Source organism: Stutzerimonas sp. FeSN7 (genome assembly GCF_030263795.1).
Lineage (GTDB): Bacteria > Pseudomonadota > Gammaproteobacteria > Pseudomonadales > Pseudomonadaceae > Stutzerimonas > Stutzerimonas stutzeri.
In genome coordinates this window covers 393,881-409,142 of sequence record NZ_JARPMN010000001.1, presented here as the reverse complement: position 1 = coordinate 409,142, position 15,262 = coordinate 393,881, and the positions used below count along the sequence as shown (strand labels likewise).

Annotated in this window: 14 protein-coding genes; 7 read left to right on the top strand and 7 right to left on the bottom strand. The window is 65.9% G+C overall.

What is annotated here, in order from left to right; genetic code table 11:
* Positions 1–38: 38 nt before the first annotated feature.
* From P5703_RS01825 to mpl, 3 genes are read right to left on the bottom strand one after another with little or no spacing between them, the layout of a single operon-like run.
* Complete coding sequence (locus tag P5703_RS01825) at positions 39–329, bottom strand: YceK/YidQ family lipoprotein (RefSeq protein WP_048329945.1); 291 nt, start codon at positions 327–329, stop codon at positions 39–41.
* A 1-nt stretch (position 330) separates the two neighbouring features.
* Entirely contained in the window at positions 331–960 is a 630-nt protein-coding gene (ubiX, locus tag P5703_RS01820; RefSeq protein ID WP_017246067.1) for a flavin prenyltransferase UbiX, read from the bottom strand.
* Positions 961–1,012: 52 nt separating this feature from the next.
* Entirely contained in the window at positions 1,013–2,362 is a 1,350-nt protein-coding gene (gene mpl / locus P5703_RS01815; protein WP_045633881.1) for a UDP-N-acetylmuramate:L-alanyl-gamma-D-glutamyl-meso-diaminopimelate ligase, read from the bottom strand.
* Positions 2,363–2,551: 189 nt separating this feature from the next.
* On the opposite strand from mpl, the gene exaC reads away from it, so the two are divergent.
* From exaC to eutC, 4 genes are all read left to right on the top strand, one after another.
* A complete protein-coding gene (gene exaC / locus P5703_RS01810) occupies positions 2,552–4,072 on the top strand; it encodes an acetaldehyde dehydrogenase ExaC (RefSeq protein WP_013984100.1) in 1,521 nt (506 codons plus the stop codon).
* Between the two features lie 198 nt (positions 4,073–4,270).
* Positions 4,271–5,719 carry an ethanolamine permease gene (gene eat, locus P5703_RS01805; protein WP_013984101.1) on the top strand — a complete coding sequence of 483 codons (1,449 nt, stop codon included), beginning with the start codon at positions 4,271–4,273 and terminating at the stop codon, positions 5,717–5,719.
* Between the two features lie 11 nt (positions 5,720–5,730).
* Entirely contained in the window at positions 5,731–7,122 is a 1,392-nt protein-coding gene (locus P5703_RS01800; RefSeq protein ID WP_045633880.1) for an ethanolamine ammonia-lyase subunit EutB, read from the top strand.
* Positions 7,123–7,243: 121 nt separating this feature from the next.
* On the top strand, positions 7,244–8,026 hold the full coding sequence (gene eutC / locus P5703_RS01795) for an ethanolamine ammonia-lyase subunit EutC (protein WP_014597771.1): 783 nt from the start codon (positions 7,244–7,246) through the stop codon (positions 8,024–8,026).
* A gap of 6 nt (positions 8,027–8,032) precedes the next feature.
* Here the strand turns inward: eutC and P5703_RS01790 are convergent, their stop codons facing one another.
* Together P5703_RS01790 and P5703_RS01785 are read right to left on the bottom strand one after the other, a co-directional pair.
* Positions 8,033–9,604 carry an alkaline phosphatase D family protein gene (locus P5703_RS01790; protein ID WP_020305911.1) on the bottom strand — a complete coding sequence of 524 codons (1,572 nt, stop codon included), beginning with the start codon at positions 9,602–9,604 and terminating at the stop codon, positions 8,033–8,035.
* 85 nt (positions 9,605–9,689) lie between these two features.
* The gene (locus P5703_RS01785; RefSeq protein WP_014597772.1) at positions 9,690–10,118 is read right to left on the bottom strand and encodes a RidA family protein; all 429 of its coding nucleotides are present in this window, start codon (positions 10,116–10,118) and stop codon (positions 9,690–9,692) included.
* A 203-nt stretch (positions 10,119–10,321) separates the two neighbouring features.
* Between P5703_RS01785 and P5703_RS01780 the strand changes: the two genes are divergently transcribed.
* From P5703_RS01780 to P5703_RS01770, 3 genes are all read left to right on the top strand, one after another.
* Positions 10,322–11,134: a M90 family metallopeptidase gene (locus P5703_RS01780; protein WP_014597773.1), complete on the top strand. Its 813-nt coding sequence runs from the start codon at positions 10,322–10,324 to the stop codon at positions 11,132–11,134.
* A 107-nt stretch (positions 11,135–11,241) separates the two neighbouring features.
* Entirely contained in the window at positions 11,242–11,769 is a 528-nt protein-coding gene (gene ppa / locus P5703_RS01775; RefSeq protein ID WP_003290517.1) for an inorganic diphosphatase, read from the top strand.
* A gap of 144 nt (positions 11,770–11,913) precedes the next feature.
* Complete coding sequence (locus tag P5703_RS01770; protein ID WP_161612779.1) at positions 11,914–13,116, top strand: ISL3 family transposase; 1,203 nt, start codon at positions 11,914–11,916, stop codon at positions 13,114–13,116.
* A 54-nt stretch (positions 13,117–13,170) separates the two neighbouring features.
* On the opposite strand, the gene P5703_RS01765 is transcribed toward P5703_RS01770, so the two are convergent.
* The gene (locus P5703_RS01765) at positions 13,171–14,628 is read right to left on the bottom strand and encodes a sensor domain-containing diguanylate cyclase (protein ID WP_185776061.1); all 1,458 of its coding nucleotides are present in this window, start codon (positions 14,626–14,628) and stop codon (positions 13,171–13,173) included.
* A gap of 152 nt (positions 14,629–14,780) precedes the next feature.
* Positions 14,781–15,230, bottom strand: coding sequence for a PAS domain-containing protein (locus tag P5703_RS01760; protein WP_026006637.1), 450 nt, complete (start codon positions 15,228–15,230; stop codon positions 14,781–14,783).
* Between the last annotated feature and the right edge of the window lie 32 nt (positions 15,231–15,262).

The window sequence follows — 15,262 nt, the reverse complement described above, 5'->3', positions numbered from 1 at the left end:
GCCTGGACCCAGATCAGTTATGCCGCGGTTGCCGGCAATCAGAGCCCGCCGCGTACACCGAGCCCGACGCCCAGCTCCGCCGCGACGGCGAAGGGCAGCAACAGCGTGTCCAGCAAGGCGCTGGCCGGCAGATCGAGCGCGGCATACTTGGGCGCCACGGCACCGAAGCGATCCAGCGGGCAGCAGCCGCCGTTGAGGCTGTACCAGTCCAGGCGCGTGCCGGAATAGATGATCGGCGCGCCAGGCTTGGCGGCATCCAGCGTGCGGACGCTGGCGCAGCCGCCGAGCAGACTCAGCGTCGTCAGTACCAGCAGCGCCCGGCCGATCATCTCAGTCGTCGCTGACGATATGGTGCTCACCCCAGCGCGGCAGCATGTCCTGCGGGATGTTGAGCAGATTGAGGATCCGCGCGACGACGAAATCGACCAGGTCGTCGATGGTCTGCGGCTGATGATAGAAGCCTGGCGAGGCCGGCAGGATCACCGCGCCCAGATTCGACAGCTTAAGCATGTTTTCCAGATGAATGCTCGAATAGGGCGCCTCGCGTGGCACCAGAATCAGCTGGCGGCGCTCCTTGAGGGTGACGTCGGCGGCGCGTTCGATCAGGTTGTTGCAGGCGCCGGTGGCGATTGCCGACAGGGTGCCGGTGGAACAGGGCACCACCACCATCGCCGTCGGTGCGCCGGAGCCGGACGCCGGCGGGGCCATCCAGTCCTCCTTGGCGAACACGCGGATCTGCCCGGCGGCGGCACCGGTGTACTCGGAGAGGAAGGCCTGCATGGCCTGCGGCTTGGCCGGCAGCACCACGTCGGTCTCGGTGGCCATCACCAGTTGCGCGGCCTTGGAAATCAGGAAGTGCACCTCGCGGTCTTCCTGGATCAGGCAATCGAGCAGGCGCAGACCGTACTGCGCGCCGGAGGCGCCGGTCATGGCCAAGGTGATGCGTTCCGGTCCGCTCATTCAATTTGCTCCTGATGCCATTCGCGTGGAAATGCCTGCGGCGATTTCCAACCTACGCCAGTGCGGCGGCCAATTGGCCGTGCAACCCACCGAAACCGCCATTGCTCATCACCACCACCTGGGTGCCCGGCACGGCATCGGCTTTCACTTTGGTAATGATCGCCTCAAGCGAATCGCAGACCGTGGTCGGCACCGGCGAGCCGGCGACGGTCGCGGCGAGATCCCAGCCAAGGTTGGCCGGTGCGTACCAGATCGCCTGATCGGCCAGCGCCACCGACTCGGCCAGGCCCTCGCGGTGCGCGCCGAGCTTCATCGAGTTCGAACGCGGCTCGACCACCGCGATGATCGGCGTATCGCCGACGCGCTTGCGCAGGCCGTCGAGGGTGGTGGCGATGGCGGTCGGGTGATGGGCGAAGTCGTCATAGATCGTCACGCCATTGACCTCGGCGACCTTCTCCATGCGCCGCTTGACGCTACGGAATTCGCTCAGCGCCTCGGCGCCCTGCTTCGGCAGCACGCCGACATGCCGTGCCGCCGCCAACGTCGCCAGCGCATTGTTGACGTTGTGCCGGCCGGTCAGCTCCCACTCCACCACGCCCTGCACCTCGCCGTCGAAGAACACTTCGAAGCGCGAGCCGTCGGCGCTGAGCAGCTTCGCCTGCCACTGGCCGCCGTCGCCGGTGGTCTGCACCGGCGTCCAGCAGCCCATACCGATGACGCGCTTGAGCGCCGTTTCCGGCTCGGGATGGATGATCAGCCCCTCGCCCGGCACAGTGCGCACCAGATGATGGAACTGCCGCTCGATGGCGGCGAGATCCGGGAAGATATCCGCGTGATCGAACTCCAGATTGTTCAGGATCGCGGTGCGCGGGCGGTAGTGGACGAATTTGCTGCGCTTGTCGAAGAAGGCGCTGTCGTACTCGTCGGCCTCTACCACGAAGAACGGCGTACCGCCGAGCCGCGCGGAGATGCCGAAGTTCTGCGGCACGCCACCGATGAGAAAGCCCGGGCTCATGCCGGCATGTTCCAGCACCCAGGCCAGCATGCTGCTGGTGGTGGTCTTGCCATGGGTGCCGGCCGCCGCCAGTACCCAGCGCCCCTGCAGCACGTGATCGGCCAGCCATTGCGGGCCGGAGACATAGGGCAGCCCCTTGTTCAGCACGTATTCCACTGCCGGGTTGCCACGCGACATGGCGTTGCCCACCACCACCAGATTGGGTGCCGGTTCCAGATGCGCCGGCTCGTAGCCCTGCATCAGCTCGATGCCCTGAGCCTCGAGCTGCGTGCTCATCGGCGGATAGACGTTGGCATCGGAGCCGGTGACGCGATGGCCGAGTTCCTTGGCCAGCACCGCGAGCGAACCCATGAAGGTGCCGCAGATGCCGAGAATATGGATATGCATTGATGACCTCTGAAGGACGCCGCGCCAGACGGCATGGCCGCGCATTCGACGCTGGAAAACTGCGGCGCAGATTAGCACAGGGTCCGCTGCGGGGCGGTCGCACCGCACGTCGCCTCGCCTGCCGACGAACGGAGCCTGTTCTACGCTGAAAGACAGCAGTCATCACAATTACAAGACCGGAGACTCATCATGCGTTACGCCCATCCCGGCAGCGAAGGCGCTGTCGTTTCCTTCAAATCCCGCTACGGCAATTACATCAACGGCCAGTTCGTCGAGCCGGCCGGCGGTCAGTACTTCACCAACCTTTCCCCGGTCAACGGTCAGCCCATCGCCGAGTTTCCGCGCTCCGACGCCGCCGACATCGAGAAGGCCCTGGACGCCGCCCATGCCGCCGCCGATGCCTGGGGCAAGACCAGCGTGCAGGCGCGTTCGCTGATCCTGTTGCAGATCGCCGACCGCATCGAGCAGAACCTGGAGATGCTCGCCATCACCGAGACCTGGGACAACGGCAAGGCGGTGCGCGAGACGCTCAACGCCGATATCCCGCTGGCCGCCGACCACTTCCGCTACTTCGCCGGCTGCATCCGTGCCCAGGAAGGCACCAGCGCCGAGATCGACGAACACACGGCGGCCTACCATTTCCACGAGCCGCTGGGCGTGGTGGGGCAGATCATCCCGTGGAACTTCCCGATCCTGATGGCCGCCTGGAAGCTCGCCCCGGCGCTGGCCGCCGGCAACTGCGTGGTGCTCAAACCGGCCGAGCAGACCCCGCTGGGCATCAACGTGCTGCTCGAATGCATCGGCGACCTGCTGCCGCCGGGGGTGCTCAACGTGGTGCACGGCTACGGCCGGGAAGCCGGCGAAGCACTGGCCTCGAGCAAGCGCATCGCCAAGATCGCCTTCACCGGCTCCACCCCGGTGGGCTCGCACATCATGAAGCGCGCCGCCGAGCACATCATTCCGAGCACCGTGGAGCTGGGCGGCAAGAGCCCGAACATCTACTTCGAGGACATCATGCAGGCCGAACCGGCCTTCATCGAGAAGGCCGCCGAGGGGCTGGTGCTGGGCTTCTTCAACCAGGGCGAGGTGTGCACCTGCCCGTCCCGCGCACTGGTGCAGGAGTCGATCTACGCGCCCTTCATGGAAGCGGTGATGAAGAAGGTCGGGCAGATCAAGCGCGGCGACCCGCTGGACACCGACACCATGGTTGGCGCCCAGGCCAGCCAGCAGCAGTTCGACAAGATCATGTCCTACCTGAAGATCGCCCAGGAAGAAGGCGCCGAAGTGCTCACCGGCGGGGCGGCCGAGAAACTCGAAGGCTCGCTTGCCACCGGCTATTACATCCAGCCGACCCTGCTCAAGGGCACCAACAAGATGCGCGTGTTCCAGGAGGAGATCTTCGGCCCGGTGATCGGCGTCACCACCTTCAAGGACGAGGCCGAGGCGCTGGCCATCGCCAACGACACCGAGTACGGCCTCGGCGCCGGCGTCTGGACCCGCGACATCAACCGCGCCTATCGCATGGGCCGGGCGATCAAGGCCGGCCGTGTCTGGACCAACTGCTACCACCTCTACCCGGCGCACGCGGCGTTCGGTGGTTACAAGAAGTCGGGCGTCGGTCGCGAGACGCACAAGATGATCCTCGACAGCTATCAGCAGACCAAGAACCTGCTGGTGAGCTACGACATCAATCCGCTGGGCTTCTTCTGATGGGCTGAGCGCGGTGGGCTTTGGCTCACCGCGCGTTCGAACAAGACACCTGCCGGGCTCCGCCATGGTGCTGTGGAGCCCGCAAAAGGTGCGTTCCTGCCGACATCCACCGACAAAACACCGGGAATCCCGTATTCCGTGCCGGGGCATGACGCTTGCTAGGGAGAGAGGTGCCAACCCGTCCAAGAGGATTCCCCCATGGCTCTCGAACACAGCAGTTCAACGCCACCGCACCACGCAATCGATTTCGAAACCGTTGGCAGTAGCTATTTCCAGGAACGCGAACTGAAGAAAGGCGCCGCCGGCTGGGTGCTGCTGGTCGGCCTTGGCGTCGCCTACGTGATTTCCGGCGACTACGCCGGCTGGAACTTCGGCCTCGCCCAGGGCGGCTGGGGCGGGCTGTTCATCGCCACGCTGCTGATGGCGACCATGTACCTGTGCATGTGCTTCTCGCTGGCCGAGCTGTCGTCGATGGTCCCGACCGCGGGCGGCGGCTATGGTTTTGCCCGCACCGCCTTCGGCCCATTGGGCGGCTTTCTCACCGGCACGGCGATCCTCATCGAATACGCCATCGCGCCGGCGGCGATCGCCGTGTTCATCGGCGCCTATTGCGAGTCACTGTTCGGCATCGGCGGCTGGATGATCTATCTGGCCTTCTACATCGTCTTCATCGGCATCCATATCTTCGGCGTCGGCGAGGCGCTGAAGCTGATGTTCATCATCACCGCGGTCGCCGCCCTTGCCCTGGCGGTGTTCATCGTCGCCATGGTGCCGCACTTCTCGGTGGACAAGCTGCTCGATATCGCGCCGACCACCGCTGCCGGTGCCAGCAACTTCCTGCCCTACGGCTACGTCGGCATCTGGGCGGCGATTCCCTACGCGATCTGGTTCTTCCTCGCCGTCGAAGGCGTGCCGCTGGCCGCCGAGGAAACCAAGAACCCGCAGCGCGACATGCCCCGCGGGCTGATCGGCGCCATGCTGATACTGGTCGCCTTTGCCGGGCTGATCCTCCTGGTCGGCCCTGGCGGCGCCGGCTCCAGCACTCTGGTGGCATCCGGCAACCCGCTGGTGGAAGCGCTGACCACGGCCTACGGTTCGTCCACCTGGATGAGCGGCTTCGTCAACCTGGTTGGCCTGGCCGGGCTGATCGCCAGCTTCTTCTCGATCATCTTCGCCTACTCGCGGCAGATCTTTGCCCTGTCGCGGGCCGGCTACCTGCCGCGCAACCTCTCGCTGACCAACAAGAACAAGGCGCCGGTGCTGGCCCTGGTGATCCCCGGTGTGATCGGCTTCCTGCTCTCGCTGACCGGCCAGGGCGACCTGCTGATCCTCGTCGCGGTGTTCGGCGCGACCATCTCCTACGTGTTGATGATGGCTTCGCACATCGTGCTGCGCCTGCGCCGGCCGGATCTGCATCGCCCGTACAGGACACCTGGCGGCATCGTCACCTCGGGCGTGGCGCTGGTACTGGCCTGCATCGCGGTCATCGCGGGCTTCCTGGTCGACCCGCGGGTGGTGATCGGCGCCGCGATCATCTACGGGATCTTCATCGCCTATTTCGCGATCTACAGTCGACACCATCTGGTGGCCGGCACGCCGGAAGAGGAATTCGCGGCGATCGAGCAGGCCGAGGCGACACTCAAGTAGGGAGAGCAGCCATGACGTACTCGCACAGCGTGGGCGGCACCACCTGGCGCTTCGACGATCTGCGCGAGGTGATGGCCAAGGCCAGCCCGGCGCGATCCGGCGACCTGCTCGCCGGGGTCGCGGCGGGCAGCGACGCCGAGCGAGTGGCGGCGCAGATGTGCCTGGCCAATGTGCCGCTCAGGCGTTTTCTCGAAGAAGCACTGATCCCCTACGAAAGCGATGAAGTCACTCGGCTGATCATCGACAGCCATGACGCCGCCGCCTTCGCGCCGATCAGCCACCTGACCGTGGGCGATTTCCGCAACTGGCTGCTCGGCGAGGAGGCGGACGAGTCGTCGCTGAAAGCCCTCGCACCGGGGCTGACGCCGGAAATGGTCGCCGCGGTGTCGAAGATCATGCGCGTGCAGGACCTGATCCTGGTCGCGCAGAAGGTCCGCGTCGTCACCCGCTTTCGCAACAGCATCGGCCTGGCCGGACGCATGTCCACCCGACTGCAGCCGAACCATCCCACCGACGACGGCGCCGGCATCGCCGCGAGCATTCTCGACGGCCTGCTCTACGGCAACGGCGACGCGGTGATCGGCATCAACCCGGCCACCGACAGCACCGCCGGCATCTGCGAGCTGCTGAAGATGCTCGACGCGGTGATCAGTCGCTACGAGATCCCGACCCAGGGTTGCATCCTCACCCACGTCACCACCTCCATCGAGGCGATCAACCGCGGCGCGCCGCTGGACCTGGTGTTCCAGTCCATCGCCGGCACCGAGGCGGCCAACGCCAGCTTCGGCATCAACCTGGCAACGCTGCAGGAAGGCTACGAGGCCGGCCTGTCGCAGAAGCGCGGCACCCTCGGCGACAACCTCATGTATTTCGAGACCGGCCAGGGCAGCGCGCTCTCGGCCAACACCCATCACGGCGTCGATCAGCAGACCTGCGAGGCCCGCGCCTACGCCGTCGCGCGCCGCTACAAGCCGCTGCTGGTGAACACCGTGGTCGGCTTCATCGGCCCGGAATACCTCTACAACGGCAAGCAGATCATCCGCGCCGGGCTGGAGGACCACTTCTGCGGCAAGCTGCTCGGCGTGCCCATGGGTTGCGACATCTGCTACACCAACCACGCCGAAGCCGACCAGGACGACATGGACATGCTGTTGACCCTGCTCGGCACGGCGGGCATCAACTTCATCATGGGCATCCCGGGCTCGGACGACGTGATGCTCAACTACCAGACCACTTCCTTCCACGACGCCCTCTACGTGCGTCAGGTGCTCGGCCTGCGGCCCGCGCCGGAGTTCGAGGAATGGCTGGCGAAGATGCAGATCCTCCGACAGGACGGCAATCGCCTGCAGCTCGGCCGTGACCTGCCCGAAGCCTTCCGCCGGGCGCTGGAGCAGCAGGCATGAGAGGCCAGGGCAAATCCGGCAGCGGCCTAGACCGCGCAGTGGCCGCGCACGGCTTCTCCGGCGAGGCCGCTACCATGAGCGTCCGACGCCTGGGCCAGCGTATCGACCATAGGGAGCCGCAATGAACCACATCCCCAATCCCTGGCAGCACCTGCGCCAGCTGACCCCGGCGCGCATCGCCCTTGGCCGTGCCGGCACCAGCCTGCCGACGGTGGCGCAACTGGATTTCCAGTTCGCCCATGCGCAGGCCCGTGATGCCGTGCACCTGCCGCTGGACTGCGCCGCGCTGACCGCCGAGCTGGACAGGCACGGCCTCGCCTGCCTGCCACTACACAGCGCCGCCAGCGACCGCCAGACCTATCTGCAACGCCCCGACCTCGGCCGACGCCTCGACGAAACCAGCGCCGCCACGCTCGACGCCGAGGCCGGCGACGGCTGCGACCTGGCACTGGTGATCGCCGATGGCCTCTCGGCCCTGGCCGTGCAGCGTCATGCGGCACCCATGGCACTGAAGATCGCCGAACAATGCCAGGCCGAAGGCTGGTCCCTCGGTCCCGTCGCGCTGGTGGAACAGGGCCGCGTGGCGGTGGCCGACGAGATCGGTCAGCGTCTCAAGGCGCGCATGGTGGTGATCCTGCTCGGGGAGCGACCGGGCCTCAGCTCGCCGGACAGCCTGGGCCTTTACTTCACCTGGGCACCGCAGGTCGGCCGGCACGATGCGCAGCGCAACTGCATCTCCAACATCCGCCCCGAGGGGCTGAGCTACAACCTGGCCGCGCACCGCCTGCTCTACCTGATGCGCGAAGCCAGCCGCCGACAGCTATCCGGCGTCCAGCTCAAGGACGAGGCCGACGTGCCGGCGCTGGACGGTCAGCCGCGCGCCGGCAACTTCCTGCTCGGCTAGCCGGCATCAGGCCGGCTGCCAGGGCTCCAGCGTCTGGCTGTAGACCACCGCGCCGTCGATGTCGCGCAGGCTCACGCTCAGCGCACCGCTCTGGGCATCGATCTCCACCTCGCCGAAGAACTGGAAGCCCGCCCGCGGCGAGCTGTTCGCCGTCGGCGGCGCCTTCTGGAACACCACTTCCGGGCCGAAGGTGCCGTCCAGCGGATTAGGCCCGAAGCTGCCGGCGTTCAAGGGGCCTGCGACGAACTCCCAGAACGGCTCGAACTGCTGGAAAGCGGCGCGGTTGGGGTGGTAGTGGTGCGCGGCGCAATAGTGCACATCGGCGGTCAGCCAGACGGTGTTGCGCACCCGTGCACGCTGGATGAAGGCGAGAAGCTCGGCGATTTCCAGCTCGCGACCGAGCGCCTGACCATCGTCACCGTTGGCGATCGCCTCCCAGCGACGCATGCCCTGGGCGTCCACGCCGTCCGGCACATGCAGGCCGATGGGCATGTCGGCGGCGATCACTTTCCAGGTCGCCCGCGAGGCGCGCAGCTCGCGTTTGAGCCAGCGCAACTGCTCACGGCCGAGGAAAGCCGTCTGCGCGCCCTGCTCGCTCTGCAGATTATCGGTGTTCGGCCCGCGGTAGCTGCGCATGTCCAGCACGAACACGTCCAGCAACGGCCCGTAGCTGACCTTGCGATAGATGCGCCCGAGCTTGTCGCCGCGGGCGATGCGCATCGGCGCGTATTCCAGGTAGGCCTGGCGCGCACGGCGGACCAGGGTGTCGATGTCGCGCACCTGCTGATAGCGATCGTCCAGCTCCTTGCTCGGCGACCAGTTGTTGGTCACCTCGTGATCGTCCCACTGCCAGATCTGCGGCACCTCGGCGTTGAAGGCCCGCAGGTTCTCATCCAGCAGGTTGTAGCGGTAGTTGCCGCGAAACTCATTGAGCGTCTCGGCAACCTTGCTCTTCTCTTCGGTGACCAGGTTGCGCCAGACGCTGCCGTCCTCGGCGGTCACCTCGGCGGGAATCGGCCCGTCGGCGTAGATCACGTCGCCACTGTGCAGGAAAAAGTCCGGCCGCCGCCGACGCATGCTTTCGTAGATGCGCATGCCGCCGAAGTCCGGGTTGATACCGTAGCCCTGGCCGCAGGTGTCGCCGCCCCAGACGAAGCGGATATCGCGCGGGCGCTTCGCGGCGCTGCGCAGGTGGCCGAACCAGGGCTCGCTGAGCACGCCGCTGCGGGCATCCTCGAAACGTGCCCGGTAGAAGATCGACTGATCCGCCGGCAGCCCACGCAGGTCGACGCGGGCGGTGAAGTCCTGACCGGCATCGGTTACGGAGGACACCATGCGCCGCGGGTTGCCGAAGCGGCTGCGCGTATCCCACTCGACGATCAACCGGCCAGGGCGGTCGCAGCGGCTCCAGATCAGCGCGCGATCGTCCGTCACGTCGCCGGACTGCACGCCGTCAAGCATCTGCGGGCGCGCCCGCGGCGCGGCGATGATGGCGGGCGCGACGCCCAGGGCCGGCAGGGCGAGGCCGGCGCCGATACCCTGCAGCAGCTGGCGGCGCTTTTGATCCGGTGCGGTCATTTCGGAAGTCTCCTGGCGAGTGGGGGGTCATTCCGATGTACCCGTCCCGCTTGACAGTCCCGTGACGCGCCGACCGACGGCACGCTCAGCCGGCCGCCAGCAACAGCACCGCGTCGATCTCGAACAGCATGCCGTCCAGTGCCAGACGCGGCACGGGAATCAGCGTACAGGCCGGCTTCGGACCCGGCCCCAGCGCCCGCGCGAGTTCGTCGCCGAACACCTGCAGCCGCGCTTCGCTGTGATCGACGATCAGTACACCGAGCCTGGCAATCTGCTGCGGTGTACCGCCCGCGGCCTCGATGGCGATACACAGGTTGCGCAGCGCCTGGCGCACCTGCTGGCGGAAGTCCTCGGACAGCTGTCCGTCGGCGGTTTCACCGCCCTGCCCGGCGATGAAGGCCAGTCGCGCGCCGGGCGGCAACAGCGCCACATGGGAATAGCCGTTCGGGGCGGGGTCGTACAAGCCCGGCGGGTTGATCAGGGAAAGTCCCCCTGGGCGGTTCTGTTCACGCATGGCAGGCTCCTCGTCTACAGGGTTCGGCGGGCAAGGCCAGCAGTAGCGCCGCTCGCCCGGAGTACTCACCGTAGCAGCCGCCCGGCGATCCCACCGGTGTTTCGCAGAGGCGGTCGCGGGCCTTCGTGGCAGCCGAGGTCCGGCTTGCCGCTGGTGAGCGCCGCGCTTATGGTGAGCGCCCCGCCCCGCTGGAAACATCAGCCATGTGGTCCTTTCGCGCCTGGCAGCGCAAACGCATCCTCGCTCGCAACCCGGTCGATGCCGATCTGTGGCAGCGGGTGCTCGACAGCCTGCCGATTCTCGACGGTCTCAGCGACGACGAACTCGCCCGCCTGCGTGAGCGCGCCGTGCTGTTCCTGCACGACAAGCGCCTCACCGCGCTGCCCGGCGTCGAGCTGCAGGCCGAGGACCGTCTGCGCCTGGCGCTGCAGGCGCAACTGCCCCTGCTGCACCTGGCGGACCTCGGCTGGTACCACGGCTTCCACGAGATCGTGATCTACCCCGATGATTTCCTCAGCCCGCAGAAGCACCGCGATGCCGCCGGCGTCGAGCATGAATGGGACGCCGAACACAGCGGCGAAGCCTGGCTGCAGGGCCCGGTGATCCTGGCCTGGCCCGGGGTGCAGGAAAGCGGCGGCTGGGAGGCCTACAACCTGGTGATCCACGAACTGGCGCACAAGCTGGACATGCTCAACGGCGATGCCAACGGCCTGCCGCCGCTGCATCGGCAGATGCGCATCGATGCCTGGGCCAGCGCCATGCAGGGCGCCTACGACCGACTCAACGCCGCGCTGGACGCCGACCCGGAAGCCGAGACGCCGATCGACCCCTACGCCGCGGAAAACCCGGCGGAATTCTTCGCCGTCACCAGCGAGTACTTCTTCAGCGCCCCGGACGTGCTGCAGCAGAGCTTTCCCGACGTCTACGCGCAGCTGGCGGCGTTCTACCGGCAGGACCCGCTCGCTCGACTGCAACGCCTGCAGGCCGAACATCCCGCCTATCGGGAACCTGCGTAGGCCTGGCGCGTCGAAGCCGGCGTGCATTGCGCGCGACATTGCGCCTATAATCGCGCCCACTTTTTCCCGCCCCCAGGCCGCGCTGGCCGATCAGGAGCCCATCGTTCATGAGCTACAGCAAAGTCCCGGCTGGCAAAGACCTGCCGAACGACATCTACGTCGCCATCGAGATCCCGGCCAACCATGCGCCGATCAAGTACGAGATCGATCACGACACCGACTGCCTGTTCGTCGACCGCTTCATGGCCACCCCGATGTTCTACCCGGCCAACTACGGTTTCATCCCGCATACCCTGGCCGATGACGGCGACCCCCTCGACGTGCTGGTCGTGACCCCCTATCCGGTTGCCCCGGGCTCGGTCATCCGCTGCCGTCCGGTCGGCGTGCTGAACATGACCGACGAAGCCGGCGGTGACGCCAAGCTGATCGCCGTCCCGCACGACAAGCTGACCCAGCTGTACAAGGACGTGAAGGAATACACCGACCTGCCGCCGCTGCTGATCGAGCAGATCAAGCACTTCTTCGAGAACTACAAGGATCTCGAGAAGGGCAAGTGGGTCAAGGTCGAAGGCTGGGAAGGCGCCGACGCCGCCCGTGCCGCCATCATCAAAGCTGCCGAGGCTTACCAGAAGTAAGTCGAGGCACTGAAGAAAAGCCGGCCACAAGCCGGCTTTTTAATGGGTTCTTCGCGGACTCTGGGGGAAGAGCGAGTTGACAGTCAGGGAAGCAGGTAAATTGGTAGTCGCCAAACCAACCATCCACCTGTCCCTGCTGTCGCCGTGCATCCTATTGATCTTGCCTCGTTCTGGCCAGGCTATGACGCCGTTGCCTGCCGTTCATCCGCCAACAACTCCCTTCTGATTGAGCTTGAGCCTCAAGCCGGTTCAGTGCCCAGGTGCGGGCGTTGTGGTCAGCTCAGCCCGTTGATTCACGAGCGCCGGATTCGTCTGGTGCGCGATCGTGATCTGTTCGATCAGCGCGTCTTGCTTCAACTACCCGTGCGCCGAGTCGATTGCCTGAGTTGTGGGCGGGTGACCGAGCGGATCGACTGGCTGGAGCCTGCATCTCGCCTGACCCGGCGGTTACGGGTCTGGCTCGAAAGCCTGCTGCGGCTGCTGCCGATCAGCCACGTCAGCCAGCTCACCGGCCTGCACTGGCACACCCTCAAAACGCTCGATAAACGACGCCTTCAAGCCGAGGTAGGCACCTTCGATTCAAGCGGTGTCCGCCGGTTGGTGATGGACGAGTTCGCCCTGCACAAGGGGCATCGCTATGCCACGGTCATCATGGACGCCGAGCGAACGCGGGTGTTGTGGGTCGGCCACGGCAACAGCCGTGAGGCGATCCGCCCGTTCTTTGAATTGCTCGGCGAGCACTGCCAGCAGATTGAGGCGGTGGCCATGGACATGAACACGGCTTTCGACCTGGAGGTGAAGAAGCATTGCCCGCAAGCCGAAGTGGTGTACGACCTGTTTCACGTCGTCGCGCGCTACGGTCGGGATGTGATCGACCGTATCCGGGTTGACCAGGCCAACCTCCTGCGCGAAGACAAGCCGGCACGAAAGGCGGTCAAGCAAAGCCGCTGGCTGCTGCTGCGCAATCGCAACAACCTGAAGGACGGACAAGCCGTGCAGCTTCAAGAACTACTCGCGGCCAACCAGCCGCTGGCTACGGTCTATGTCCTCAAGGATGCGCTGAAGGATGTCTGGTTCGCCCCCAGCGTACGAGAGGGCTGGCGCCGCTGGCGAACCTGGTTGCGGCACGCCCGGGACAGCGGCCTCGCGCCGCTACAGCGATTCGCTCGCAACCTGCGCAAATACGCCCGAGGCATCCTCGCCAGTGCCAACTTCCACATGCATACCAGCGTCCTTGAGGGCGTCAACAACCGCATCAAGGTGATCAAGCGTATGGCCTATGGTTTTCGGGACTCGGAATACTTCTTCCTGAAAATCAAGGCTGCCTTCCCCGGGAAAGCGCGATGAACCTTTTAATGCCCGCAAATCGGCCTTATGCCACCAGCCCCGCTTCGACTATCGCTAGCCCCGCACCTGGTTGCGCCCGCCACGCTTGGCTTCGTAGAGCGCCTGGTCCGCTCGCGCCATCAGCTGATCCACCTCGCCCGGTAGGCCCTCCATCTGCGCCAGACCGATGCTGACCGTCACCGTGATGTCACCGGCCGCCGTGGGCATCGGCGTCTGGGCCACGGCAGTGCGGATCTTCTCGGCCACGCAGCGTGCCCCTTCGGTATCGGTATGCGGCAACACGATGGCGAACTCCTCGCCGCCGAGCCGACCGAACAGGTCGTGAGCGCGCAGCATTCCGGCACAGGTCTCGCTGAACTGCTTGAGCACGGCATCGCCGATCGGATGGCCGTGCACGCCGTTGACGCGCTTGAAGTGATCGATATCGAGCATCAGCAGGCTCAGACTCTCGTTGTGGCGGCGCGCCCGCGCGAGCTCAGCCTCCAGACCTGCGAGAAAGGCCCGGCGACTGCTGACGCCGGTCAGTACATCGGTGTTGGCCAGCTGTGCCAGCTGGCCGTGGGCGAGGCGCAAGCGAGCGATGCTCTGGAAGTAGCGACTGCTCAGCAGAAAGATCAGCAGCGCCACCACCGACAATGCCAGGGAGATGACACCTGCCGAAACGGTCAGCAATGTCTTGCGCTCCTGGAATGCCGCCATGAAGTCCGTCGGCGACAACAGCACGACCACCACCACGCCTTGGTCAATCAGGCGCCGATAGGCGCCGAGGCGATACTCCCCATCGATGACGCTGACGCCTTCGTAGAAGCCCCGCTGGGGGGCCTCCGGATCGAAGTAGGGCTTGTCCTCCGGCACCTTGAAGCGCCCGTAGCGCCCCGGAATCTGCGTTCCGGAGGCGATGGCTCGCACGCTGCGATCGGTGCCCAGCAAAACGATGCTGCCGTTGGGGCCGACGTCGATCTGCTGGTAGTAGTCGGCGAAGAAGCTGGTGGGCACGGAAAGCACCAGTACCCCGGCAAACTCGCCGTTCTGGTGGATGGGGCGGGTGAACTGGATGGTCCACTGTTTCGAAACCCGACCAAGCACCGGCTTGCTGATGAACAGCCGATCCTCCTGCGGGTTGTCGCGATGCACGCGAAAGTGCTCGCGATCGCTCAGGTCCACATGCTTTCCGGACGGCCCGAGGTTGGAAAAGACCAGCCGGCCGTCCCGGTCGATCACCGCCAGCTGTGCAATGAAGCCGCCATAGGCCTTGAGCTCCTCGTCCACGTGGCGGCCGAAGTCCATGTGCTCCAGGACGTCTTCACGCATGTCCAGCAACACGATGTCCATCAGCCGGATGGTGCTGAGCACGTGGGCCTCGAAGGCGGTGGCGAGGTTCATCGCGTTGTTGCGCGCCGCCTGCACCGTCAGCGTACGTTCATGCTTGATCTCGTCCAGCACGAACGCCCACATCGGTCCCAGCGTCAGCACGAGCACCAGGGCTGCCAGAAGTCCTGCCTTGCGTTTCAAGCTTCACCCCGTCGCGTCCTACGCGAAGTTCTTGTTCTCGAAGCTAACAGACGAACGGTAGCGCCGGCCAGACACGTGACCGGACAACGCACCGGCACGACGCGCGCCCGCCCGCGCTTTGTACGCAAGGGCAACACAGCCATCAGGCTGGATCAGGCCATCGCCACTGGCTGGCGCACCGGAAGAAGTTCGTGGACGACCAGCACCTGCCGGGTCAGCGTACTCATCAGCAAGGCCGAGCTCTGGTACGCGCGCCGCTGACCATCACGGCCGTGCTCGTAGCTGAAGACAAACGGATCGCCAGTGCCGGCGAGCAGCGCCTCGATGCCGTCTGCCAGCCTGGCACCGGCATCGAACCCGTCGCCAGTGGCCGCACGGCAGCGCGCCAGGTAGTCCAGCGACTTGCATCCGGACAAGGCAGCCGGAGCGTTGCCGCCGGCCATCCAGACCTGATTGGCAGTGATCAGCCTGCCGTTGCCATCGACCACCCCGATGGCCAGCGGCAAGGCATCGATGATCCCGCGGGTGAACGCCTCGGCGTCTTCCAGACGTGCCTCGCGCCGCTGCTGCTCGGTCACATCCTGCAGGCAGCCGACCAGCAAACCGCCCAGAGCACCGAGGCCCTGGAAAACCT